The organism is Bacillus sp. 1021 (assembly GCF_014534735.1).
Lineage (GTDB): Bacteria > Bacillota > Bacilli > Bacillales > Bacillaceae > Bacillus > Bacillus siamensis.
This window is the reverse complement of the sequence record NZ_JACVSR010000004.1, coordinates 54997-81022: the sequence shown is the minus strand read 5'-3', so window position 1 is coordinate 81022 and position 26026 is coordinate 54997. Positions and strand designations below refer to the sequence as shown.

Here is a 26026-nt window from a genome sequence, read left to right as displayed (position 1 = left end):
CGCCTGAGGCGGAGGAGAAAGAGATATGTGAAGACGCCAAAAAGAGGGCGGCATAATCGCCGCCCCCTCACTATTGCTGTCAGGTTCCTTTATTCAGGCAGACAATCCCGGTTTCCTCCGCACTCAAGGCAGAGACTTTGACACTATTTCATTAGTGCGAAAACCGGAATTTGATCAGCCATCAGGATCCCTCCGTCCCTTCTTAGTTAACATTATTTTACACAAAGACCTTATATAAGTAAACCCCATTTATCAGCTTACCTGCTCCCTCCGCTGACAAACTTCGATCCTTCGCGTAAATCTTTCGCCTCCAAAAAGAAGACGTGAATAAATTTTTTCATATTCACTTTAACCGGAGAAAGCGAAACGGTTTCTTTCGCCTGCATTTCTTTCATTCTCTTGCTGACAGCAGGGAAATCAAAGAATTTCGAGGCGTAATATTCAAATTTGGGGTTTGAAAAATCAGTTGTGCCCAATGAGGCGAAATGGTTTAACGAATGAATGATCGCTCTTCTGATCCGCTGTTCGGAGGCTTTTGTCTCCCTGCTGATGTCTGCTTCCGACGCCGCCGGTCCCAGTTTCCGCAGCGCGACGTTTGTAAACACACGCTTCAGCGACGGAACGCTTTTTTGCGCCTGCTCATCCTCAAATAAAAAATGCAGCACGGCCATCAGGTCGTGCGCGCCGCTTTCTCCCACAATCCCTAGTTCTGATAACAGAAATTTCCCGGTCTCTTTCACGGATTTTTCGCAGGATTTAAAAGAGCGGCTTTGCTGCGGTTCATTGCGCTGAACAAGCCGTCTTAGCGAATTTTGGATGTCGCCGATCGAGGTTTCCAGTTCGATCCGCTCTTTCACTTTTCGGAGCACGGTGATGATTTCAATTTTGTTGATCGGTTTGTGGATAAAATATTCAATACCGAGAGAATAGGCTTCTCCCACCATTTCCTTCGCTTCCACCTGGGATATCATCACCGTTTTTCCGGTGTACGAATCCTGAAGATGCCGTATCGTCTCAATCCCGTCCCGCCCCGGCATCAGCAGGTCAATTAATAAAATATCGACTTGTTTAAAATGGAGATAATGCCCTTCAATCTGGCTTCCGTCCTCCGCCTCGCCGACGACTTCGCCTAAGTCCTCATCTTCAATGATCTGTCTTAAAATGGAACGGATCGCCCGGTCATCATCAGCTATAAAAAAGCGCATTATGAACTCACCCTTTCTGCAATTAAATGCCTCACCGGCAGCTTAATCGTAAATATGACGCCTTTTGGCTTGTTGTGAAAGGAGATGCCGCCTTCAAGTTCGGTTACGATTTCCTTCACGTATGAAAGCCCGATGCCCGTTGAAGGTGTGCCGAATTCATCGTATTTGGACGTAAATCCGGGATCATAGATTACCTCTCCGATTTTTTCCGGAATGCCGGGACCGTCATCTTCCGCCTGAAATTCGGCCATCTCCCCCTCCGCCCTGCGCAGCGTGAGGCGGATCTCACCTCTGTCCCCCATGGCCTCTACGGCATTGGCGGTCAGGTTATTCAAGATCGACAGGACGGTAAAGACGTGATAATCGGGATGTTCTCCTTCAATCACGCTCCGGAACTGAATATCCTTGCCTAAAGATTCGGCGTATTTTTCATTGATTCGGATGACGATTCCGATCAGAGCGGCGGCATCCATGTAATCCCGGAATCTCTCATTTGAAATCAGCTTCGACAGGCCGGCGAATATCCGCTGATTGTCTTTTTTCACTTCATGGATTTCTCCCGCAAGGCGCAGCATTCGGCTGCCGAGCTCCCGGTCGTTCCCGCTCATTTCCCGATACAGCTGATAGGATTCTTTCGTCACATGCTCCGTCGTTTTCAGCGTTTTTTTCAAATGAATCGTTTCTTCGTATAAGTTAGACACAATCATCAGCATGTGCTCGTGCTGCTTTCTCGTTTGCTTTTCCCTGACCTGGGATTCGTGCAGCTTCATCACGTTGAAAAAACTCAGCACAATAAATGTGTGAGAAACGGCGATGACCGCAATATCTGCCAGTTTGCCCGGCATCATAATCAGCCGGCCTCCTGAAAACTGAACGGCCATTTCAACGGTGTCGGAAGCGATTTCAATGAGAAAGCCGAGGAATCCGATCATGAGCGGCCGATCCCGAAAGAACCTGACCCTCAGCACATAAAACAAGCAGGCATATGTAAAGTAAAAAAAGAAACTGGGATATTGGCTGAAAAAAGCCTCCGTAAAGCCGGCATGCTCTCCTCCCCAGCACGACAGGCCGATCCGGAATGCCACAACGGCTGCACCTGTCAACAGCCCTGACAATACTGCCGGCACATGCCGCAGCAGCAGCAGAAAAAAGAAAAAAGCCGGGGCGCCGAAGCTGATCCGGTACACCTCATTCAGGGGGTAAAATTTTAGTTCCCCCGCCAGCGGCACGGTGATCAGCATAAGTGCGAAAAGATAGCCGTCTTTTTTTAGTAAATAGTCGAGCCTGATCACAATCACTTCCTTCTTCTATCTATTTTGAATAAGACCGAGTGAGTCCGCAAATTTCTTTAGACCCGTATGGCGGGACGTTCCTGCTGATTTATAAATCTATCGGCTTATTTTAAGAATGATTTTGTCGTATTTTATATGATTCTGTAGATGTCATTATACATTAACATGGAACACGCTATATTTGAAAACGTTTTCCAAGACCGGTTTCCGCTTGCGGACAGGCTTGTAATAGAGGAGGAATGTTATGAAAGATATGGTCAGAGAGCGCCTTGAAAAAGAGGAACTGGCTTCACTTTTACAAGATTGGGTCGAACATTACCGACCGTTTTCCGTCAATGGAAAAAGCGCAAATTATATCCCCGCCCTCGGAGAAATCAACGACTCTCAGCTGGGCATTTGCATATTAGAGCCGGATGGCTCAATGATTCATGCCGGTGAATGGAATGTGCCGTTCACATTGCAGAGCATCTCAAAAGTCATCAGCTTTATTGCCGCCTGCATGTCCAGAGGCATACCTTATGTGCTGGATCGTGTGGACGTGGAGCCGACAGGTGATGCGTTTAATTCTATCATCCGGCTTGAAATTCATAAACCCGGGAAGCCCTTCAACCCGATGATCAATGCCGGCGCCATTACCGTCGCCTCGCTTCTTCCCGGTGAAACGGCGCATGATAAATTAGAATATCTCTTTTCCGTTTTTGAAAAATTGATAGGAAAACGGCCTCACATACACGAGGAGGTCTTTCGCTCAGAATGGCAGACCGCACACCGGAACAGAGCGCTCGCCTACTATTTAAAAGAAACGAACTTTCTCGAGGCGGATGTCGAAGAAACGCTTGAAGTGTATTTAAAGCAATGCGCCATGGAGGGGACAACCGAGGACATCGCTTTGATCGGATTGATTCTTGCGCATGACGGCTACCATCCGATCCGCCGGGAACAGGTCATTCCGAAAGATGTCGCAAAACTCGCCAAAGCCCTGATGCTGACGTGCGGGATGTACAATGCATCAGGAAAATATGCGGCTTTCGTCGGCGTCCCGGCCAAAAGCGGGGTATCCGGCGGCATTATGGCATTGGTTCCCCCAAGCGCCAGAAGAGAACAGCCTTTTCATAACGGCTGCGGCATCGGCATTTACGGTCCGGCCATTGATGAATATGGCAACAGCCTGACCGGCGGCATGCTGCTGAAACATATCGCACAGGAGTGGGAGCTCAGTATTTTTTAATCAAACGAACCAAGAGGTGATTGGATGCAGGAATTCCTTGAAAATGTAATCGGCTCGGCAAATGATTTTTTATGGTCAAAACTGTTAATCGTACTGCTTCTTTCTCTGGGACTGTTTTTTACGTTCAGATCAAAGGGTCTGCAAGTCCGCATGCTGAGGGAAATGATCCGGGTTTTGAAAGAAGGCGCGGCCGCCCGGTCAAAAAACAGCATTTCCCCGTTTCAGGCATTTTGCATCAGCATGGCGGCGCGTGTCGGAACCGGGAATATTACCGGAATCGCCATTGCGATCGCACTCGGCGGCCCGGGCGCTATTTTCTGGATGTGGATTATCGCAGTCATCGGTTCGGCTTCAAGCTTTGTTGAAAGCACGCTGGCCCAAATTTATAAAGTAAAAGATCAAAACGGATTCCGCGGCGGCCCGGCCTATTACATGGAAAAAGGCCTGAAGAAACGCTGGATGGGCGCGCTGTTCGCCGTTTTAATCACGCTGTCATTCGGAGTCGTCTTTAATTCCGTTCAGTCCAATACGATCAGCGTCGCCTTTCAAAACGCATTCGGCACCAGCCGGCTTACACTTGGCATTATTTTAATCTTGGTTTTCGGCGGCGTGATTTTCGGAGGCGTCAAACGAATTGCGAAAATGGCGGAATACATCGTAGTCGTCTTAGCCGTTTTATATATCGGGGTCGCTTTCTTTGTCATTCTGACGAACATCACCCAATTGCCCGGCGTTCTGTCGCTTATCGTAAAAAATGCGTTCGGTATTGATCAGGCAGCGGGCGGCGCTTTAGGGGCGGCTTTGATGCAAGGTGTGAGACGCGGAATTTTCTCAAATGAAGCGGGAATGGGAAGCGCTCCAAACGCGGCGGCGACAGCTACGACGAGCCATCCGGTGAAACAGGGGCTCATTCAGGCCTTCGGCGTCCTGACGGATACGCTCGTCATTTGTACAAGCACGGCACTTATCATTTTATTTTCAGACGCTTATCACCAGCCGGGACTGAGCGGCATCGCGCTTTCTCAGGCTGCCTTGAGCGACCATGTCGGCGCGTGGGCATCAGGTTTCCTTGCCGTCTTAATGCTTTTGTTCGGCTTCAGCGCTCTGATGGGCAACTATTATTACGGAGAAACCAATATCGGATTTTTAAGCCAGAACAAAAAATGGCTGTTCATTTACCGCATCTGTGTACTCGGAATGGTTCTGTTCGGGTGCATTTCCAAAGTCCAGCTTGTGTGGGATATGGCTGACTTGTTCATGGGCTTAATGGTGGTCGTGAATTTAATTGCGATTTTCCTTCTGTCGAAAAAAGCGTTTGCCGCTTTGAGCGATTATGCCCGGCAAAAGAAAGCCGGAAAGGACCCCGTCTTTTACAGAGATGTGCTCCCTGATGATGACGGGATCGACTGCTGGGAGTATTCAGACATCGCGAAAAGTGCGAAAGGCAAACATATTTCCTAAACAAAAGGTGTTCGGGCAGCGTCCTGAACATCTTTTTTTCTGCCGGTTGATTGACAAAGAGGAAACTGTCCATTACCCTTTTCATATATTTTCAGGAAAGTCAGAAAGGAGCGCCTATGAACCCCATTACACACATATTAGATGAATACCCGGTTATGATCATAGACGGAGCAATGGCAACCGAGCTTGAACGGATGGGCTGTGATTTACATGACGATCTGTGGTCGGCCAAAATTCTTTTGGAAAAACCCGAACTGATCAAACAGGTGCATGCCGAATATTTTGCCGCCGGCGCTGATTGCGCGATCACCGCCAGCTATCAATCAACGATTGAAGGATTTGCGGCTCGCGGCATCTCAGAAACCGATGCGATCCGCCTGATTCAGACATCAGTTGAGCTCGCCGTCCAAGCTCGCGATGAATTTTGGGCGCATGAAGAAAACCGTTCAGACCGTCCCAAACCTTTGATCGCCGCTTCTATCGGACCTTACGGCGCGAGCCTTGCCGACGGCTCTGAATATCGCGGGCATTACGGACTGACGGAGGATGAGCTGATCAGCTTTCACCGCCCCCGGATGAAAGCCCTTATAGAATCCGGCGCCGATCTTTTGGCGTGCGAGACCATTCCGTGCCTGTCAGAAGCAAAAGCGATCATAAGGCTGCTGGAGGAATTCCCCGGCACTTATGCGTGGATGAGCTTCAGCGCCAAGGACGGACGGCATATCAGCGAAGGCACGCCTATTTCCGAATGCGCGGCCCTGCTCGGCTCCTGCAGCCAGATCGCGGCGATCGGCATCAACTGCACACCGATCGAACATATTCCGCCGCTGATAAAAGAAATCAAACGGGGAGCGTCCAAGCCGATTATCGTCTATCCGAACTCAGGCGAACAATATGACCCGAAAACAAAAACCTGGAAAGGTGAAGCGTGCGCAAAACATTTCGGAAAGAGCGCGCAAAGCTGGTACGAAAACGGCGCAAGCCTGATCGGAGGCTGCTGCCGGACGAAACCCGCGGATATTCAGGCCATTGCCGCTTGGGCCAAAACCATAAAAACAACTTGACTAATCGGAATAGTTTGTATATTCTAATCAAAAAGCCGGTTCGCCGGAATCTCGTGCCGTTCCCCGGCATGAGATTTTTTATTAGAACGGCTCTCGCAGAAAGTTGGAAAACAATGAACAACAAGAACGAGACGAATTTTCAGAGAAGTATGAAAAGCAGGCACCTCTTTATGCTCTCACTCGGAGGTGTAATCGGAACGGGGCTGTTTTTAAGCTCGGGGTATACCATTCATCAGGCGGGTCCGGCGGGTACCATTTTTGCATACCTTTTGGGCGCGGGCATCGTCTATCTTGTCATGCTTTGCCTCGGTGAACTGTCAGTGGCCATGCCGGTGACGGGCGCATTCCACACCTATGCGAAAACCTATATCGGGCCCGCCACGGGCTTTACGGTCGCATGGCTGTACTGGCTGACGTGGGCGGTGGCGCTTGGCTCTGAATTCACGGCGGCCGGGCTCTTCATGCAGCGCTGGTTCCCGCATACTTCGGTTTGGATGTGGAGTGCCGTATTCGCTCTTTTCATCTTTTTATTAAACGCCTTCTCCGTGAAATTTTTTGCTGAATCGGAGTTTTGGTTCTCAAGCATTAAAGTCTTAGCCATCCTGCTGTTTATTTTATTGGGCGGAGCGGCGATGTTCGGCATCGTTCCGATGAAAAGCGGTGAGGCGGCACCTATGCTGTCGAACTTTACGGATGGCGGCAGTCTTTTTCCAAATGGTTTTTTTCCGATACTGATGACGATGCTGTCAGTAAACTTCGCCTTTTCAGGGACGGAATTGATCGGAATTGCCGCCGGGGAAAGCGCTGATCCGGAAAAAACCGTTCCGCGCGCCATTAAGACTACAGTCTGGCGGCTGGCGCTTTTCTTTATCGGAACGATTTTTGTGCTGTCGGGCATGATCTCCATACAAGAAGCGGGTGTGATTGAAAGCCCGTTCGTCACGGTATTCGACAGAATCGGCGTGCCGTATGCGGCCGATCTGATGAATTTCGTTATTTTGACGGCGCTTCTGTCTGCGGCGAATTCGGGGCTGTACGCCTCATCACGAATGCTGTGGTCCCTGTCTAAAGAAGGTGAGCTTCACCCCGCCTTTGCCAGGCTGACGTCTAAAGGCATCCCTTTTAACGCCCTGATTTTCAGTATGATCGGCGGCATTCTGTCACTGCTGTCAAGCGTGTTCGCAGCGGATACAGTGTATCTTGTTCTCGTCTCTGTCTCAGGATTTGCGGTAGTGGCGGTGTGGATGAGCATTGCCGCATCGCAATTTTTGTTCAGAAGACGGTTTCTTAAAGAAGGCCATCAGCTTTCAGACTTAACATACAGGACACCGGGATATCCGGCCGTGCCGATAGCGGCCTTTATCCTGTGCCTTGCCTCCTGTATCGGCATTGCTTTTGATCCGAATCAGGCCATTGCCCTTTATTGCGGAATTGCCTTTATGGCCGTCTGTTACAGCGTTTATTACTTAAAAAACCGGAACAGCCGCACCCGTGTTCAAGCCGCAAAATCTCAATAAACAAAAAAAAGAACCCTGCAACGCAAGGGTTCTTTTTTTGTTTATACTTCAACCACCCATCTGAACGAATCCGGCACCTTCCCGACCTGGATGCCGGTAATCGTTTCATAGAGCCTTTCTGACACTTCACCGATCAAACCGTTATTCAGCTCAATTGTTTCTCCGTGAATGTGCAGTTCGCCGACCGGTGAGATGACTGCTGCGGTTCCCGTACCGAATACTTCTGACACCTCGCCTCTCATCGCGGCATGATAGATGTCATCAATGGCAACCCGTTCTTCCCTGACGCGGATGCCCCAGCTTTTTAACAGCTCTATCACAGATGCGCGGGTGATGCCCCCGAGAATGCTTCCGTTTAGCGCCGGCGTTACAGCCTCTCCGTTTATAATGAAAAAGATATTCATACTGCCTACCTCTTCGGCATATTTCTTTTCCACTCCGTCGAGCCAAAGCACCTGATCATAACCCAGTTCTTCGGCTTTCCGCTGAGCCTGTAAACTGGCCGCATAGTTTCCGGACGTTTTGACATCGCCCACTCCTCCGGTGACGGCACGCACATACTCATCCTCGACATAAATACGGATCGGTTTCAGCTGATCGCCGTAATACGAACCGACCGGCGTCAGGACAACCATGAATTTGTACCGCTTGGAAGGCCGGACGCCTAAAGAAGGCTCGGTCGCAATCACAAACGGACGGATATATAAAGAAGTTCCTTTTTCTTTCGGAATCCATTCCTGCTCCAGCTCCACCAATTGTACCAATGCTTCCAGCGCAAGCTTCTCATCGAGAGGCGGCATGCTCATCCGCCGCAGCGATTTATTCAGCCGCTTTATATTTTGGTCAGGTCGGAACATCAATGCCCGTCCGTCTTCTGATCTGTAAGCCTTCAGCCCTTCAAATACGGCCTGCCCGTAATGGAAAACGGATGCGGACGGATCAAGATGAACCGGTTCATATGGTGTGATTCTCGGATCATGCCAGCCTCTTTCTTCTTCGTAATCCAGGACAAACATGTAATCAGTGAAGTACTTGCCAAATCCCAATGAAGCGGAATCCGGTTTTTCTTTTCTAGCTGTGACCTTACGTCTTTCAATCAGTTGATTCAACAAAAGCACACCTTTCTTGTAATTGTTTAAATTTTCAGTCTTTTATAAGCTGCCTGTTTTCTCTGCCTGAATCGTGTATGCACAGATATATAAGGATGCAGTTGACCGTATCATATCAAATATACCACTTATAAGAGGATAATTATCAAAATTTTTGATATTTTCAAGCGAAAATCTGACTTTATTTTATTCTCCTTCATTTTTTTCAATGAGGACTTTCTGTCATATTAAATGATTGCGCTTACATAATGTAAAGAAATCCTCTCTTTCGCAAAGTCAATTTTGTGACAAATTTATGGCGGAGAGGAAGGTGGTTGCCGCCTGCTTCACGAATTACGTAAGAAATGCGCAAGTAAAAGGGGGATTCGCTTGAAAAAATTTATCGCATTTCAGATTTTGATCGCCTTAGCCATCGGAGCACTGATCGGCCATTTCTTCCCGGATTTCGGGATGGCGCTGCGGCCCGTGGGAGACGGATTTATCCGCCTGATTAAAATGATTGTCGTGCCGATCGTGTTCTCGACCATTGTCATCGGAGCCGCCGGCAGCGGCAGTATGAAAAAGATGGGCAGTCTCGGCATCAAAACGATTATTTGGTTTGAAGTGATTACGACGCTTGTTCTGGGGCTCGGCCTCCTATTGGCAAACGTGCTGAAGCCGGGAGTCGGCCTTAACCTCTCTCACCTTGCTAAAAAAGACATTCACGAGCTTTCCGGCTATACGGAAAAAGTAGTCGACCTGAAACAAATGCTTCTTGATATTATCCCCGTTAATATCATTGACGTTATGGCGAAAAACGATCTTCTCGCCGTCATCTTTTTCGCGATCCTATTCGGTGTTGCCGCAGCCGGCATCGGCAAAGCCTCCGCACCTGTCATGAATTTCTTTGAATCAACGGCAAATATTATGTTCAAGCTGACGCAAATGGTGATGGTCACCGCTCCGATCGGCGTTCTTGCCCTTATGGCCGCCTCAGTCGGACAATTCGGAATCGCGCTTTTGCTCCCGATGCTGAAGCTGATCGGCACTGTGTTTCTCGGGCTGTTTTTGATCCTCTTCGTTCTGTTTCCGATTGTCGGGCTTATCTTTAAAATCAAGTACTTTGAAGTGCTGAAAATGATTTGGGATCTGTTTTTGATTGCTTTTTCCACGACAAGCACAGAAACCATTCTGCCTCAGCTGATGGATCGGATGGAGAAATACGGCTGCCCGAAGCGGGTCGTCTCCTTTGTGGTTCCGTCAGGCTTATCGCTGAATTGTGACGGCTCCAGTCTCTATTTATCGGTGTCATGTATTTTTCTGGCGCAGGCTTTTCATGTGGAGATGCCGCTTTCTCAGCAGCTTCTGATGATGCTTGTGCTCGTCATGACAAGCAAAGGCATTGCCGCCGTCCCGTCAGGCTCACTCGTCGTGCTTCTGGCGACAGCGAATGCCGTCGGTCTCCCTGCGGAAGGCGTCGCCATCATTGCCGGTGTCGACCGCGTCATGGACATGGCGAGAACCGGCGTCAACGTGCCCGGCCATGCGGTCGCCTGTATCGTCGTATCTAAATGGGAAAAAGCCTTCACATATAAAGGGTCCGTCACGGCGGACCAGACCGCCCGGACAGAAAGTATGTAAACACAAAAAAGACCACCTCATTGGTGGTCTTTTCTATTAATCAATCGCCGCATGATCTTCTTTTTCAATCAAAGCAAGGCGTTCATTGATTTCTTCTTGAGTCATTTCGTGCTCTTTCACATACATGTTGCGTTCGTTTGTACGGCATTCGTGACTGCAGCTGCGCATGTACTTGTATTCATTCTCAGGTGTGCAGATCATTTTTTTATTACATGCCGGATTTGCGCAGTTCACATAACGCTCGCAAGGCTCGCCCGTGAAATAATCTTTTCCGATAATGACATGCTCTACGCGGTTGACCGGTACGCTGATTCTTTCGTCAAATACGTAGCACTGTCCGTCCCACAGTTTGCCTTGGACTTCAGGATCTTTACCGTAAGTGACGATACCGCCGTCAAGCTGGGACACGTCTTCAAAGCCCTGCTTCAGCAGCCAGCCGGAAAATTTCTCACAGCGTACGCCGCCTGTGCAGTACGTGAGGATTTTTTTGCCTTCGAGCATGTCTTTGTGCTCTTCAATCCAGTCCGGCAGCTCACGGAACGCCTCAATATCAGGTCTGACCGCTCCGCGGAAATGACCGAGATCATACTCATAGTCGTTTCTGGCGTCAATCACGATCGTGTCAGGATCCTGCATTTGCTCATAAAAGTCTTTCGGTTTTAAGTGTTTGCCCGTCGTGGTATTCGGATCAACATCATCTTCGAGACGAAGCGTCACCAGCTCTTTTTTATGGCGGACAAACATTTTGCGGAACGCATGTCCGTCAGTCTCATCAATTTTGATCGGCATGTCGGCAAAACGCGGATCAGCTTTCAGCGCATTCATGTATTGATCCGTCTGTTCAACCGTTCCGGACACCGTACCGTTAATGCCTTCCTCAGAAATCAAAATACGGCCTAACAGACCGAGCTCCTTACAAAACTTCAAATGCTGAGCCGTGAATTCCTCAGGCTCATCAATCTTTACATATTTATAATAAAGTAAAACTCTATATTGTTTTTCCATGATTTATACACCCTGTTCAATTATATTAATGATCACGCACACTATACTATATCATACAGGAAAACGGGCGAAAGATGAACATTTCCGTCCGGACTCTTTCTTCCAGTCACGCTTCTCCTTTTATTACCTGCTGAAAATAAAACCGATACGTATTGCGCAAAAAGGTTTCAAGTGAAAGGCCGGCGGCAGTCTGATACTTGCCGATGATAAACGGAAAACGGTCACGGCCTTTTTCGCGCAGGACATCGGCGCTGTCTTCACCCAGTTCCGAAATGAGCGATTCGATGACAGGCCAGCTGGCATCCCGCACGGCTTCCAAAGCTTGCTGATTGCCTGTAAGCAGGTATTGCTCTATCAGCTTTGCCAAATCCTTTTCTTCCATATTGTTCACTTCCTTACACCATATAAAAAAGAGGAGCAGCTTTTATAAAGCGGACGCCTCCTCCTGTGACTCCGCATAACCGATGATCTGGCCGACCTGTAACTCCCGGCCTTCAATGAGGTTATCCGAAGGGGTAAACATATCCTTCTCAAATACTAAAATAACGGTCGATCCAAATGAAAAATAGCCCAGCTCTTCACCCGTTTCAAGCCTGTTTCCGGTGTTTGTCTGAACGATGGAATTAATATTCATCGCACCTACCGGAATCATGAGCATCTGCTGGTTACCACGGGTGAGCTCGTACACATAACGGTAATTTTTTGAGAGCACGTCTTTCCCGTACTTCAATCCCATCGTATTGACGGGATAGGAGCGTTTCCCCAGCTCGGCCAGCTTCTGATACGTACAGCTGATGGGGGAATGGAAGCGGTGGTAATGTCTCGGGCTCAGATAAAGCACGGCAAAACGGCCGCCGTTGTATTTGTGATCGGCGCTTTTAAACCCCGTCAGTTCAGCGAACGAATAATCCTTCCCTTTTACCATGAAGGTTTGATTCGGATTAATCATGCCCACCGTCTGAACGACGCCGTCCACAGGACTGACGATGGCGTTCTTCTCTTTTGCCACGGGGCGGAGATTCAAATTAATATCACGAATGAAAAATGACGCCAGTGAATCAAAGTCAGAGGCTGTCCGTTCCGTTTCATTCCAGTTGATGCGATAGTGTTTGGAAAACAGCGGAATCATCGGCTTGCTCAGTTTCGATTCACAGAAGTTTTTAATGAGATGGGACGTCAATCGATTATTAGTCAGTTCAATCAATGAACGATAAAGAACTTTAGCAGCAGTATTAAACATTGATTACTCCTATGAATTTTCCTATAGTAATAAAAATAAAACACCATAAAAACGCTCCGATGGCGGCGAAGCATAAGTAGGTTTTGAAATCCATTCTGCCGATTCCGGAAAAGTAGCAGGTCACGTGTCTGATGCCTGGGATGAAATAACCCAAAATAATGGTGTACGGCCCGTACTTTTTCATCCACCTGTCTACTTTCTCCATCCTCTTTTCCTTCAGGCCGACCCATTTTCCGAACTTATTAATAAACGGCCGGCCGGCTTTTCTGCCGATGAAGTAGCTGATAATCATCCCCAGGAGAGCTCCGATAAAGCTGATCAGAATGGAGAGCTCATAATTCAGCACTTTTATATGGGCGAAGTAGCCCACAAGCGTCATCATGACTTCATCCGGAATAGGCAATCCGATAATACCAAGTGTCAGCATGAGAAAAATCGCGATATATCCGTAATCGGAGATTAATTGCTGAACTAATTCCATCTTCTGCTCTCCAGGTTTTCAGGCGCCTGTTTTTTAAAGTGGGGAAATTTAATATTGCTGACCATTAAATAACCGAGCGCGATCGTTCCCGCCCCCAGAAGAAAAGCGTTATTGATGAAGCTCAAAATGACAAGACACATCCCCGCAAACGGAATCGGCATCCCGATAAACGTCGGCAGCTTGCTTTGTCCGATATTAAATCTCGAGAGCCGGATCATTCCGCAGATGCTGTAGGAAAGCGCGATTAAAATTCCGATGAACGGAATCGCATATAGTGAAACAGTGTAAGCAAGCATAGACGGCGCCACGCCGAACGTCACGAGATCAGCAAAAGAGTCAAGCTCCCTTCCCATCTCCGATACCGCGTTCAGCTTACGGGCGGCCAAACCGTCAAAAAAATCGAGAAACATCCCGATGAAAATAAAGATCACCGCGGAGTGAATATTATGATACAAAAGGGAATGAATCGATAGAAGCCCGCAAATAAAATTTCCAATTGTGATCATACTAGGTATATAATTCACAGTTTACACAAACCTCCAATTAAAACCATATCAAATCGGACTGCGTATGCATAAAGACTCCATTTTACGGAAACATAAAATGAAATTCTTTCAATGCTATCATTCAAATTCTTTTATTATACAGCATTTGGTGTTATTTGAACAATCTAATCTGGTGATTTTTGTTTTTTCTCCGTTCATATTAAGGTAAGCAATCAGAGTTATCTCTATTCCGGATTACCCTGCTTAAATATTCCATGCGATGATACGGTCTGTCCGCGCTTCACGAATGAAAAGCCGTATGATGTATAGTTATTTCCTTCTCCGTTAAATGAGAACATTACATATAACGATTGCGGACATAAAAAGTTTCATGAATGAAAAAGCCGGCACAAAACGGCCTCATACATTATCTCACAACCCCGTTTTCCAGTATATAGTCTGCCCACACAAAAAAGGCGCCTTACCATTACGGTAAAAACGCCTCTTAAGATAGGTTTATGTAACAGATAAATGACTGAGTGCTTCAGCCGCTCTTTCTCTCGCCTCTTCAACCGTCTCGGCTGCAGAAAGCGCAACCGCCATTCGGCGTCCGGCTTTCGTGACAGGTTTTCCGAATATGCGGACCTGAGTGCTTTTTACCGCCAAGGCCTTCTCCACACCTTCAACCGCATAATCAGCAAGCTCTTTTGGCGCCTTCAGCGGACGGCTTGCCCCCGGCGACAGCAGTGTGATTTCCGGAATCGGGAATCCCATTATCGCACGGACATGCAGCGCGAACTCTGACAAATTTTGCGTCACAAGTGTGACGAGTCCCGTATCATGCGGACGGGGAGACACTTCGCTGAAATATACCTTATCTTTAGTAAGGAAAAGCTCAACCCCGAACAAACCGTATCCGCCGAGTGAGTCCGTTATGCTTTTCGCAATGTGTTTCGCCTCTTCAATCTGCTGTTCTGTCATATGATGAGGCTGCCACGATTCAATATAGTCACCGTCTTTTTGTTCATGTCCGATCGGTGCGCAAAAGGATGTACCGTTCGCCGCGCGCACTGTCAAAAGAGTGATTTCGGATTCAAACGGAATGAATTCCTCAACGATGACCCGGCCGTTTTTCACCCGGCCGCCTTCCATCGCCATATTCCAGCAGCTTTCCAGCCCGGAAGCCGAGCGGCACACGCTTTGCCCTTTTCCGGAAGAGCTCATCAGCGGCTTCACCACGCACGGAAAGCCGATTGTTTCCGCCGCTTCTTTAAATTCTTCATATGTATTCGCGAATTCATAGCCGGCAGTCGGAAGGTGCAGCTTCTCTGCCGCAAGCCGTCTGATGCCTTCACGGTCCATCGTCAGCTTCGCCGCACGCGCATTCGGGATGACGTGAAAGCCTTCTTCCTCAAGTTTCAGCAGCTCATCCGTCGCAATGGCTTCCACTTCCGGTACGATCAAGTCCGGTTTTTCTTTTTCAATGACTTCTCTGACCTGCGCTTTATCGAGCATATCGATGACATAGCTTTTGTGCGCGGTCTGCATGGCAGGGGCATGCTCATAGCTGTCAACGGCTACAGTGACAACCCCGAGCCGCTGCGCTTCAATGACGACTTCTTTCCCCAGCTCGCCTGATCCCAATAACAACATCTTTTTCGCCTGATACATGTCCTTTGGCCCCTCCCTTTCTATACCTCCCTCATTATAACGGAAATATTCAAAAAATAAAGACAAGACAGATAACCAAGCTCTATCCTGTCTTTTGCGCTGATTCGAGCGATTCAATCGCCGCTGACACGTCCTTCTCGCCATATTGCCCCATTAAGCATAACGATTCTTCCGCCCGGCAGGCGTGAGAAGAGATGCGGCGCTTGGCTTCCTCATGCATGTCACGGATGCCGAGATCTTGGAGACTGACGGGAAATCCGAGCCGGCGGTAAAACGGAAGCAGCTCTTCAATCTCATGTCTCCGATTCTCAAGCGCAAGCTGCACCAATATGCCGTAAGCAACCTTCTGACCGTGCAGCACCTGATGTGTCTCCTGAATAAAGCTGAGTCCGTTGTGCACCGCATGCGCCCCTGCCATCCTGCACAAACGGCCCCCATAGCCGCCGACCGTTCCCGCGAGCATAATAATCGTTTCCGCCGTCTGGATGAACGGTACTGACAGCTCACCTTTCTCCATGCTTACGACGGCTGCTTCACTGTAACGCAATAACAGATCACGAATATATTCCGCCTGCCTCAGCCCCGCCTGAGCCATCAGCGGCGCCGTCCCCGTATTTCTGATGACCGCTTCGGCCTCATACCATTTCGCCAGCGTATCACCGATCCCGCTTTTCATATATTCAATGGGAGAGGAAAGCAAAAACAGCGGATCAACAAGCGTCAAATAGCTTGAACGCTTATGATAATCCACTCTGATAAAATTGCCGCTCTCATCATACATGACACTTAACGGCGTACTTGCCGCACACGTTCCCGCGATGGAAGGAACCATCACAGTCTCAATATCAAGCCGGTCTGCCGCCGCTTTTGCCAAATCCAACATCGTGCCGCCTCCGATACCGATGATCACATCCGCATCTTTCGCCTGCTCACAGACCTTACGCACCGCCTCAGGTGAACAGTATCCTTTATGCTGAATCACATCCCAGGAAGAACCGCCGCTGTAATCGGAGAACGCCTGATAGGATTTGATTCCGGTCACAATCACGGGTTTTCTGAATGTCTCCAGCAGCCCCGGAAGCTCTTTTGCGATTCCTTCCTTACATATATATTGATTCGGGCCGCTTCGCACGATATCTTCAGGCTTCATTCGAATCTCTCCTCTGGCTGGAATTTATATATATTTTCTCACTTGTCAGAAAATACATCAACCGGAGGTGCGTCAGCGCTTCGCTTCCTCCGCCTCCAAAAACAGCTCATCAAGCCGCTCCAAAGCCTCTGCCTTTTCAAAACTGCTGAACCACAGATCATCATAAGAATCCAGGATGCGGTAATGGTGGGAAATCAAATGCTGCTGCAAGCGGAACTCACCTTTTTTCTCGATGGTTTTCCACCACACCTTGCCGCCCATCGTCTTCCCCTTCGGCCTGTCAATTGTGCGATGGGCAACCGCTTCAATGACCTCCAGCGGATCATCTCCTAATACGGATTGCAGTGTTTCACTTGATCTGAAAAGCGCGCAAACCGCCACAACATGCGGCCATTCCGCAAGCGCCCGCCCTTTCTCAATCTGCACCAGCGCCTTTTTGGAAAGACCGATCACATCCGCCATTTTCTCTTGCGTATAGCCTCTCTCCGACCGGATTTTCTTCAGCTGGACCGAGACAAGCTCAGTCATATAATCTTGATCCATCTCAACCTCCATATTTATCAATATAGCCATTTTACACCGCGTGACGCCTTTTTTATATCGGTACATTTTTAAATGAATCAAAAGAAGCGGTAAAAAAGTACCCTTTTCCTCTCTTTCTCAATTTACGAACAGAAATTGGCATCTTCATGGTAAAATACGGTCGGAGAAAATCAGGCGAAAGGACACTGTATATGAAATTACTCGAAACCAATACTCTCATTCAATCAGCAAACAGCCGTCTGAAAGCTTATCAAAAAACGAAAGATGACATGATTGCTTTAAAACAGCAGTTTCACGGCATTGCAAATACGGACGCCATGTCAGGGAAAGGCGCGGACGCCATTAAAGCCTTCTATACTGAACAGGCCGCCGGAGCAGAGCTTTGGCTTGATCTCTGCGACATGAAAATTACTTTTTTCAAAAGCATCCCAAGAGAAATAGAACAGGCGGGCTTCGGACGGCATGACTTGCTGGAAGAATCGTTTCTTGATAGTGAGCTTAAGCATGCCGGGCAAAGAGCTTACCATATCATTGATGGCCAGCATGATGAGATCAGGCGAATTTTAGGATCAATTGACGACATTTTGTCCTTATCACCGTTTGACAAATCTTCGGTTACCGGCAAACTTGATGCCTCCGATCACAAAAAACGGCAAACAGCAGAACACTTACATAAACTCGACGCAAAACTGGTTCACGAGTACGCTCAATCTGAAGCGCTTGAACACGAAGTTGAAGCCTTCTTCCGGACGCTGGCCGACTTAACAAGTAAGGCAGGAGGTCCGCAATCTTTTAACACCAAAGCATTTCACGATACTGACGTATATAAAAGAAAAGACAGCATACAAAAACAAGCCCATCAATACATCAAAATGAAACAGCAGGAAGAAACCGCCTTTTTACAGAAAAAACTGGACCGCATTTCTGACCCGGATGAATATGTAAACATTGCAGAAAAACTCGGGGCTGACAACTTGAGCGCCGAACAATTACAATATTACTCAAGCCTCGTCCAGCTAAAAGCCATGCGCCAAGCCGGACAAATGCTCGTCGACGGGGCAAAAGGCATTACGCTGGGGATATGGGATGCAGGAAAAGACGCCGTCATCGGCGCTTACGATTTCGCAATCTGGCTGCAAAGAGCACAAGGACACGCAGGAACAATAGAACAGGCCAAAGCCGGACAAGAACTCATCGGCGCCATTTACAATGCACCGGAAACATTCGATTATATGGTTCAATCCTTCAAAACTTCATGGAATGAAAACATCATTCACGGTGACACCTACAGCCGCACCCACTATATCGCTTACGCTGCCGTCTCCCTCTTAGGAGCAAAAGGCGCAGGAGAAGTCACCGGAGTGACAAGGGCCGGGAGATTTGTGACGAAGGAAGCGAAGACCTTTATTGCGGATCAGAAAAGAACGTTTAAAACTGTTGCTGAAAAAACAAAACCCTACCTCAAAGAACCAAATGTCTTTCAACTGAACACTGTTTCACAAGGAGCAGGAGGTATTGAGTCTTCAGTTCTGAAGATGGGAAATGGATTGGATAAGAAGCAGGAAAGTGTTATGCGGATTGATGGCGGTATGGATGGGTTTAAAAAGAATGGAAACCTTGCATATAAAGAGGGGTATTATGTAGAACATCTAACCGGAGAAGTAAAAAAGTGCACCAAACGCCATGGTGTAAGCGGCGGACATAACTATGATGAATTCCAAAAGTACTTCCACAACAATGGACAATACAGATTAGAGGAAATTCGAAAACTTGAGCACCCCGAAATTAAAGGTGTATATGATATTGAATACAGGTTGAAAGTTGAAATAAAAGATTATCGAGGACAAGGTACTGGTGATTTTAAATTTGTTCCTAAAGAAGGGGTCACGCCCCTTAAAAAAACCGTTTACGACCCGAAAGTAATTTCTAACGAGGAAATCGTGAGGTTAGGGAAGGAAGCAATGAAAGAAGGATTAAACAATAATCGAAAAAGAGCTTTAACAACACAAAAAAAAGAGAAAATATATGGAATTTCAAGCGAAGGGCTTAAATTTGAAGGGATTAGAAATATTGAAACTGGAGAAATTGATAACTTTTTTCCAGTAATCGAATTCGAAAAATAAAGGAGCAAGTACTGTGGACCATATTTTTCAGGATAGCAAATTATGTATTGAATACTTCAAAAAACGAAATCTACATAAAAGTCATGTAATAGATGTTTTGGTAGAATTTATTTTCCTTTACGATTTTCAAAACATTCTTAAAGGTTTTCTTAAAGAAGATGTCGTAAGGCGAGATACAATCGGAGTGGTCTTCTCAAGTGAGTTCGATAAAGATGATGAAGAGTACTTCGGTGAAAATAAAGTCTTATTCTACTACGGTACAGACGAAGATGGAGAAGATATCGTAACACACGAAGAACTATACAAATACGTAAAAGCGGCATGTGAATTTTATATTGAAAGACATCCCGAACAATCTGCAGATACTGAAAATCTCTTGTTACAAATAAAAGCAAAATATCAAGAGTCATGAAAACTGTTGGTGATATAGTTAAATCAAGCACTAGTAAACTAGATAATCTAAAACAGCACACATTTTTGGGAAAAGCTTATGACAAGTGAATAAATTCTCTTACTTCTCGCATTAGATCTATTTAAAAAGTAGGTGCAAACCAATGAGAAGAAAAATGAAAGACAGATGGAACGACGATGACCGTATTTACCTAGGCTTATCTATAAAAGAGAAACTTTTCCCAACGATATTGGGAGGTATTGTCGGGGATGCACTGGGTGTACCCGTGGAATTCAAGGACAGGAATTTAGAAGTAAACGGCATGACCGGATACGGTACTTACAATCAGCCCCCGGGGACGTGGTCAGATGATTCATCATTGACATTATGCTTGATAGAAAATTTAATTGAGGAAAATGGCGAAATTGAATTGATGGAAAAATTCACCTCATACCGGGAAGATGGTTATTGGACACCGCACGGCCATATGTTTGATATCGGTCGAACAACTGATGAAGCCATTGAGCGCTTTTTAAAAGAGAAAAACGTTCGTCAATGCGGCGGAATCACTGAGTTTGATAACGGCAACGGCGCGTTAATGCGCATTTCTCCTTTAGTTTTTATCTTATGCAATGAGAAAGACTTCACGACAAGAAAAAGGGAAATTGAACGGTGGGCGGAATTAACACATGCGCATCCAAGATCTACACTAGCCTGTATTGTTTATATACAATTTCTCATCCATTTATTTAATAATAATACTCCAGCTCGGGCATTTGAACGAGCAACAGGAACCTGCAGGTCAGAACTATCCAAGGATATAAAATATAGAGATGAATTGGTACATTACAGACGCGTGTTTGATCAATCTATTTTAGATGCGAAAAAAGAAGATATTATCTCTGACGGCTATGTTGTGCATTCTCTTGAGGCTGCATTGTGGTGTTTCTTTAAACATACAAACTATAGGGATGCAGTCTTAGAAGCAGTTAACCTGGGAGGAGATACAGATACTATCGCTTTTCTTACAGGTACGTTAGCCGGCATGTGCTATGAGATCAATAGTATTCCAGAAGAGTGGATTAATAAACTGACAAGAAAACAAGATATTTTAGACCTATGTGAAAGATTTTTTCAATATTGTTATAAGAGAGCGGCTCAATAGATTTAAGCAATAAACAGATCGTGATGAAACTGCCCCCTACTATGAGACAAACAAAAACACTTTCAAATTTGAAAACGGATCAATAAAATGTGGAGCTATTTTTTCTATGGAGTTGAAGTCAAACAGAAGGCTGACGAGATGAGACTAAGGGCGTGCTTATGAAAAAGATTATGCAGAATTGAGTATTGATAAGCAGGTCCAACATGGGTCAGATAATAAAGCTGGGATACACAAAGATTCACACAGCCTGTTTTGAAAGCAATACACTTACAAAAAAGGTCCAGCGTATTCCTCCGAATCAGAGAAGCTACAGACAGAAAATCATCTTTGTCTAAACTAAACAACTAGCTGCCGGTCACATACCGACAGCTGGCTGCTTAAAGGCATTTTGATCCCCGTCGCAAAAACAGGGATCAGTCTCCTATTGACGATCTGTTTTTTATTCTTCACCCGGGCTCTATACTTTCATGCTTGCATGACTGTAACAGCAACAACTTAAGGAATACTCTACATTATCCCGTTGTAATGATATTGATAAAAAGAAAATTACAGGACATTAACAACCCGAACTAATTGAAACCACATATGCAAAACAAAAATGTAAAAGGTTATTAAAATAAAGTATGGCTTCTTATTAATTTCAGCATATTAAAGTGTAAAAAAACTTGTATATCTTACAATTAAATTAGTCTAGTTGTGTTTTTAGAATTTCTAATATACCATCATATTGCCTATCAATAAAAGTCTTAAACCCTTTTTTATTTCCAGATCTGCTGTCAATCATGAATTCCGTAAAATGAGTATTTTTTATGGTCCAATCAAATTCCCCCAATTTTTCAACTTCCTGTTCCCAACAATCCTTCCACCCTATAACGTTTATTGATTCAATCATAATTAATTCATGTAAATATAGCGCTATTGCATTTTGCAAAGCTTCATGTCCCAATGTATATTTAGTTACATCTCCTAACTGATCAGGTAATATCTCAAAAAAAACATCGAAAAATTTATTTAAGAAGCTTAATACATCATCATAATTATCTTTTAAGATCTGTTCGTTTGTTTTACTCAACTTAGCCTTACCAAATAAAAGTAAAGTCAGAAAAGTATTCAAACGTGCACTCGTGCTAAATAACTTACTCCCTGGTCTCACTATTCTACTTTTTTCGAATTCTACACCAGCAACTTGTAGGGATTTGTTAATTTGATATATGTCTCTAATAAGTACTCTCATAACCTCTCTTGTATCATATTTCGAGATTAATGACATAGAAACTCTTTTTGCGTTTGAATTTATGTCTACAAAAACATTCTTTTGATCTTTATCAGATAAACCAAAGTAGATCTGAGCACTAACTATACTGTTTAATACTTGTTCTTTCCTTTCAGTATCAACTATAGTTTTTAAAAGATATTCCATTCCTTTTATTCTATGTTGTCCATCAATGACTCTTAACTTAAAACCTTTTGGCAATACTAATTCTTTAGTGCTTCTATCATAAAAATCAATAGGGTCTCCTTTAAACACCAGGACAAAAGAAGGCAAAAATATTCCGATACCAGAGTCATACGAATCAATATATTTGGCAAGTGAATTTAGTCGAGAATAATTAATGTCTCTATTGACTCTATTATCAATCTCGTAAACGTCCAACAAATCTCTAACTGATAGCTGGGTAGTCATAATGCCTTTATTTTTTCCATTTATTAAATTAATAAGACCTTTTAACCTTTTTTCGAACACCATCAAAGCCCCTTTCTCCCTACACTTTTTGTAGCAACATATTGGTAATTCGAATTGCTGTTCTTGTTCCAACCGTGAATCTGTATTTATTTGTTTTTGGATTAAAAGGGATTCCTAATTGTTTGAGTTCTTTATTTTTATGTGTCCAGTCAACATTTGAAAAAATACTTAAAAAGAAAGTTTCCATATTAAAGTCATTATTGTTTTCTCTCAGGGAGTATATACATCTTGCAATACCCTGTAACACATAAGGATTCAAGATGAAATATTTGTCTCTATCTAAAGCCTGTGAGGGTGCATACTTAAGCAAAAGCGTTAAGAAGTCCTCTAACCTTTTTTTATATTCAGAAAAGTTTTCTTTATTTATCTTTGAGGTATTATTTTTCACTTGTAGGGTACCGTCATTTAAAGCTAAACCAATATTGTATAGAGTAGATGCGGTCATAAGTTTAGTAGTTGTTCTTTGAGCACGTATTTCAAATTTATCAGGAGAAATAGATGGATGATCATTGATTATTTCTTTAACAATTTTTCCATTTAAGTCATTATCTTTATACATTATTAACAAGGTGTTACTTACTTTCGAAGATTTAGTATTAACATCAGTAAACAGTTGCCTTTCTTGTTTTTTATTTAAGTCTGAATAAATCTGAATTGTTAATGGGAATTCGTTTATATACTCAAGCTTTTTTGGATCAGCACCATTAACTTCTATCCTCTTTTTCAACGTTTTGAACGCTTCAATTCTGTGCTGACCATCCAGTATCACCATTTTCTCACCATTATGTAAATGAAACTGGCTTTTATCATGTTCAAACTTCCCTTTACCTCTCGCAGAAAAAATCAGTGGAGGAAAATAGATATCATTGCCCTCCATTCCGTATTGTATATATTTACTTATATTAGAAACCTGTTTTTCTGCTATTTCTCTTTGAACACTTTTATCTACATCCAAAAATTTAAGTATGTAATCAACTGTACATTGACATGAAATCACATCGTAACCAAATTGCTTTCCTTTTAGTCCAAACATTGTTATAAAGTTACTTTCAGGTTCAACCAATATTCTTAGACTCATGCCGTCACTCCTTTGTATTTCAATGTTATCTATGTGTTTAAATTTATTATAGATTAAACATTCAGATAAATAAAGGAATATTTATATGTTTTTTACTTTAATTACCCTATATACCCGATAACCTTCCTATTCCTATATAAATTACTCATCTTTATACCTTTACAATCACTTTTTCTCGTCATACGTTTGCCACCTATTAATGAACGCACACTACACGTAATGGAGGGATTGCAATGGACGAAATGGTCCTGGAAACACAGCAATGGCTGAATGAGACGTACAAAGGCAGACACGGGTACAACAAAGTGCCGGAAAACGGAAAAACAGGCTGGGATACCATTTACGGTCTGACACGGGCGCTTCAAATCGAGCTTGGTATTTCTGAACCTGCCGATAACTTCGGACCGACGACACAAAGATTATTTAAACCGTTGAAAAAGCAGGCTCCCGATTCTAAGCCGACAAACATGAATTACATTCTGCAAGGGGCGCTATGGTGTAAAGGATTTAACCCGGGCGGATTTTCTGGCGTTTTCTATGAAAATACCGAAAGCGCTGTAAAAGAGTTTCAAAAAGCGGCCGGGCTCACTAAGCAAGACGGCATCGTCACAGCACTCATTATGAAAGCCTTGCTGGATATGAGCGCTTTTCGGTTAGTAGCGGGCGGCGACAAAAAAATCCGCCAAATCCAGCAGAACCTGAACAGGGATTACAATGACTACATCGGCTTGATGCCTTGTGACGGCTTATATGCCCGCGATACAAACAAGGCTCTCATTTATGCCCTCCAAAAAGAAGAAGGCATGAGCACAAGCGTCGCCAATGGATTTTTCGGGAACGGAACGACCAGCTTATGTCCTACCCTGACTCCCGGCGATTCACGGACAGGCTTTGTTTTGATTGTTCAATACGCACTTTACTGTAATGGGAAATCATTTGACCCCGGTGAATTCGACGGAAAATACGGCGTCGGCGTTGTATCGGCAGTGAAAGCTTTCCAAGCGTTTATGTGCCTGCCGCAAACAGGTTATGCGGACATGCCGACGATTAAAGCTTTATTATCAAGCTCAGGCGACACAACGCGGGCTGCTTCGGCTTGTGACACTGCTGCAATTATAACGGCAGATACCGCTAAAACTTTACGTGAGAATGGCTATAAAATCGTGGGAAGATATTTGACCGGGAATGTGCGGACAAGCAGCGGACTGACATCGAAAGCCTTGACGTCAAAAGAGCTTTCCACTATTTTCGATGCCGGCTTAAGCGTTTTTCCGATTTATCAGGACGGCGGCTATGAATCTTCTTATTTTGTAAAAGATCAAGGAACGAGAGATGCGTACAGCGCTGCATCAGCCGCCCGAAGATTAGGTTTTCCGTCAGGCACGACCATCTACTTTGCCGTCGATTTCGATGCGTATGATTATGAAGTCACAGATAAAATCATCCCTTACTTTCAAGAAATCAAGTCAGCTTTTATGAAAATGCAGGCGTTTTCAACTGCGCCGAAATATGAAATCGGGGTATACGGACCGAGAAACATTTGTATCCGGACGTCAGAAGCAGGTCTGACCAAATATAGCTTTACAGCTAACATGTCGACCGGATTCAGCGGCAACCTCGGATACCCGATGCCGAAAAACTGGGCTTTTGATCAATTTTATGAAGGAACGATCGGAAGCGGAGCGGGAAAAGTCGCCATTGACAAAGACGGTTACTCCGGAAAAGACTCAGGTGTAAGCAGCGTCCATCCGCCTTCTGATCCTGTGTATGATGCAAGACTGCGTACACTGACGGACATTTTAACGACCATTCCCGCATTAGAAAATGTACCGAATCTTGCGAATGCCATGTTTGAATTCGACAAGACTGAAACCATTTATGCATCACCTGAAATGGATATTCTTTTATCAACTTCACTTTTGGCAACAGTGCCGAGTGAAGGTTCTCCCAACACAGTTACCATTACAAATGGCAAACCGGGAGCTTATATTACCGGTCTGATGGGAGATTCACAAGTCTCTTTTACAGCATCACAAATTGATTCCTATCAAAACCTGCTTAACAGTCTGAGCTTGTCAGTCCGCAACGGTTATTTAGAAGTATACGTCAATCCGGCTGCGGGATCGCTGAATATTCAATTTAAAATCTATACACCTGATATTCCGGTCGGTGACAGTGCTACAACTGGACTAACAACGACCATTACATTTAAAATAAAACAAAAGAGCTTCAGACTGCCGGATTCCGAAGAGGTTTACTCTCCGGATTGGGATTCTGTCGTGAATACCATGGCCATTGCAGGCGCAGGAATTATTGTTATTGTAGGTATCGGCGCTTTAGTCGTTTTAGCGCCTGAATTAGGGGGAGCTGCAGCCTTGTTCAGCACGGTTTTATCACTATTTCTATAATTGAACAGGCAGCTCCTTGCTCCGGGAATGCTCAATGAGTATTCTT

22 protein-coding genes and 1 pseudogene are annotated in these 26026 nt (G+C 45.2%); 10 read left to right on the top strand and 13 right to left on the bottom strand.

What is annotated here, in order from left to right; all coding sequences use genetic code 11:
• Positions 1-257 precede the first annotated feature (257 nt).
• Together glnL and glnK are read right to left on the bottom strand one after the other, a co-directional pair.
• A complete protein-coding gene (glnL, locus tag ICW23_RS14930) occupies positions 258-1205 on the bottom strand; it encodes a glutamine utilization two-component system response regulator GlnL (RefSeq protein WP_188154714.1) in 948 nt (315 codons plus the stop codon).
• On the bottom strand, positions 1205-2497 hold the full coding sequence (gene glnK, locus ICW23_RS14925; RefSeq protein ID WP_316936481.1) for a two-component system sensor histidine kinase GlnK: 1293 nt from the start codon (positions 2495-2497) through the stop codon (positions 1205-1207). The genes glnL and glnK overlap by 1 nt, the downstream gene beginning before the upstream one ends.
• Positions 2498-2741: 244 nt before the next feature.
• On the opposite strand from glnK, the gene ICW23_RS14920 reads away from it, so the two are divergent.
• The 4 genes from ICW23_RS14920 to ICW23_RS14905 all read left to right on the top strand — a co-directional run bounded on the left by ICW23_RS14920 (position 2742) and on the right by ICW23_RS14905 (position 7767).
• The gene (locus ICW23_RS14920; RefSeq protein WP_016936871.1) at positions 2742-3725 is read left to right on the top strand and encodes a glutaminase; all 984 of its coding nucleotides are present in this window, start codon (positions 2742-2744) and stop codon (positions 3723-3725) included.
• A 24-nt stretch (positions 3726-3749) separates the two neighbouring features.
• Complete coding sequence (locus ICW23_RS14915) at positions 3750-5186, top strand: alanine/glycine:cation symporter family protein (RefSeq protein ID WP_188154713.1); 1437 nt, start codon at positions 3750-3752, stop codon at positions 5184-5186.
• A gap of 116 nt (positions 5187-5302) precedes the next feature.
• Positions 5303-6250, top strand: a complete 948-nt coding sequence (gene mmuM / locus ICW23_RS14910) for a homocysteine S-methyltransferase (RefSeq protein WP_188154712.1) — start codon at positions 5303-5305, stop codon at positions 6248-6250.
• Positions 6251-6363: 113 nt separating this feature from the next.
• A complete protein-coding gene (locus ICW23_RS14905) occupies positions 6364-7767 on the top strand; it encodes an amino acid permease (protein ID WP_188154711.1) in 1404 nt (467 codons plus the stop codon).
• Positions 7768-7808: 41 nt separating this feature from the next.
• On the opposite strand, the gene ICW23_RS14900 is transcribed toward ICW23_RS14905, so the two are convergent.
• Positions 7809-8876, bottom strand: a complete 1068-nt coding sequence (locus ICW23_RS14900; protein WP_016936875.1) for a branched-chain amino acid aminotransferase — start codon at positions 8874-8876, stop codon at positions 7809-7811.
• 369 nt (positions 8877-9245) lie between these two features.
• Between ICW23_RS14900 and gltP the strand changes: the two genes are divergently transcribed.
• Positions 9246-10496 (top strand): glutamate-aspartate/proton symporter GltP, encoded by a 1251-nt coding sequence (gene gltP / locus ICW23_RS14895; RefSeq protein ID WP_016936876.1) that lies wholly within the window; start codon positions 9246-9248, stop codon positions 10494-10496.
• 36 nt (positions 10497-10532) lie between these two features.
• Here gltP and trhO read toward each other — a convergent pair whose 3' ends face one another.
• The 8 genes from trhO to ICW23_RS14855 all read right to left on the bottom strand — a co-directional run bounded on the left by trhO (position 10533) and on the right by ICW23_RS14855 (position 17071).
• A complete protein-coding gene (trhO, locus tag ICW23_RS14890; RefSeq protein ID WP_016936877.1) occupies positions 10533-11501 on the bottom strand; it encodes an oxygen-dependent tRNA uridine(34) hydroxylase TrhO in 969 nt (322 codons plus the stop codon).
• A gap of 106 nt (positions 11502-11607) precedes the next feature.
• Entirely contained in the window at positions 11608-11883 is a 276-nt protein-coding gene (locus ICW23_RS14885) for a hypothetical protein (protein ID WP_016936878.1), read from the bottom strand.
• 42 nt (positions 11884-11925) lie between these two features.
• Complete coding sequence (locus tag ICW23_RS14880; RefSeq protein WP_016936879.1) at positions 11926-12741, bottom strand: phosphatidylserine decarboxylase; 816 nt, start codon at positions 12739-12741, stop codon at positions 11926-11928.
• A complete protein-coding gene (locus ICW23_RS14875; RefSeq protein WP_016936880.1) occupies positions 12734-13222 on the bottom strand; it encodes a DedA family protein in 489 nt (162 codons plus the stop codon). Before ICW23_RS14875 ends, ICW23_RS14880 begins: the two co-directional genes overlap by 8 nt.
• A complete protein-coding gene (gene pssA, locus ICW23_RS14870) occupies positions 13213-13746 on the bottom strand; it encodes a CDP-diacylglycerol--serine O-phosphatidyltransferase (RefSeq protein WP_188154710.1) in 534 nt (177 codons plus the stop codon). The genes ICW23_RS14875 and pssA overlap by 10 nt, the downstream gene beginning before the upstream one ends.
• Positions 13747-14223: 477 nt before the next feature.
• Positions 14224-15378 carry a phosphoribosylglycinamide formyltransferase 2 gene (gene purT / locus ICW23_RS14865; RefSeq protein ID WP_188154709.1) on the bottom strand — a complete coding sequence of 385 codons (1155 nt, stop codon included), beginning with the start codon at positions 15376-15378 and terminating at the stop codon, positions 14224-14226.
• Between the two features lie 82 nt (positions 15379-15460).
• Complete coding sequence (locus ICW23_RS14860; protein ID WP_188154708.1) at positions 15461-16528, bottom strand: iron-containing alcohol dehydrogenase family protein; 1068 nt, start codon at positions 16526-16528, stop codon at positions 15461-15463.
• A 72-nt stretch (positions 16529-16600) separates the two neighbouring features.
• Positions 16601-17071: a helix-turn-helix transcriptional regulator gene (locus ICW23_RS14855; protein ID WP_016936884.1), complete on the bottom strand. Its 471-nt coding sequence runs from the start codon at positions 17069-17071 to the stop codon at positions 16601-16603.
• A 146-nt stretch (positions 17072-17217) separates the two neighbouring features.
• Between ICW23_RS14855 and ICW23_RS14850 the strand changes: the two genes are divergently transcribed.
• The 4 genes and pseudogenes from ICW23_RS14850 to ICW23_RS19285 form a co-directional block, all read left to right on the top strand.
• Positions 17218-19194 (top strand): T7SS effector LXG polymorphic toxin, encoded by a 1977-nt coding sequence (locus ICW23_RS14850; protein WP_188154707.1) that lies wholly within the window; start codon positions 17218-17220, stop codon positions 19192-19194.
• 13 nt (positions 19195-19207) lie between these two features.
• Positions 19208-19606 carry a ribonuclease toxin immunity protein CdiI gene (gene cdiI, locus ICW23_RS14845; protein WP_016936886.1) on the top strand — a complete coding sequence of 133 codons (399 nt, stop codon included), beginning with the start codon at positions 19208-19210 and terminating at the stop codon, positions 19604-19606.
• Positions 19607-19748: 142 nt separating this feature from the next.
• Positions 19749-20750, top strand: a complete 1002-nt coding sequence (locus tag ICW23_RS14840; RefSeq protein ID WP_016936887.1) for an ADP-ribosylglycohydrolase family protein — start codon at positions 19749-19751, stop codon at positions 20748-20750.
• Between the two features lie 87 nt (positions 20751-20837).
• Positions 20838-21075 (top strand): annotated as a pseudogene (locus ICW23_RS19285) (IS3 family transposase); the annotation flags it as partial.
• Between the two features lie 360 nt (positions 21076-21435).
• On the opposite strand, the gene ICW23_RS14835 reads toward ICW23_RS19285, so the two are convergent.
• Both ICW23_RS14835 and ICW23_RS14830 read right to left on the bottom strand, forming a co-directional pair.
• Positions 21436-22497: a DNA sulfur modification protein DndB gene (locus tag ICW23_RS14835; protein WP_223152413.1), complete on the bottom strand. Its 1062-nt coding sequence runs from the start codon at positions 22495-22497 to the stop codon at positions 21436-21438.
• Between the two features lie 16 nt (positions 22498-22513).
• Positions 22514-23572, bottom strand: a complete 1059-nt coding sequence (locus tag ICW23_RS14830; protein ID WP_188154706.1) for a DNA sulfur modification protein DndB — start codon at positions 23570-23572, stop codon at positions 22514-22516.
• A 233-nt stretch (positions 23573-23805) separates the two neighbouring features.
• On the opposite strand from ICW23_RS14830, the gene ICW23_RS14825 reads away from it, so the two are divergent.
• Positions 23806-25980, top strand: coding sequence for a glycoside hydrolase domain-containing protein (locus tag ICW23_RS14825; protein ID WP_188154705.1), 2175 nt, complete (start codon positions 23806-23808; stop codon positions 25978-25980).
• Positions 25981-26026: the final 46 nt, after the last annotated feature.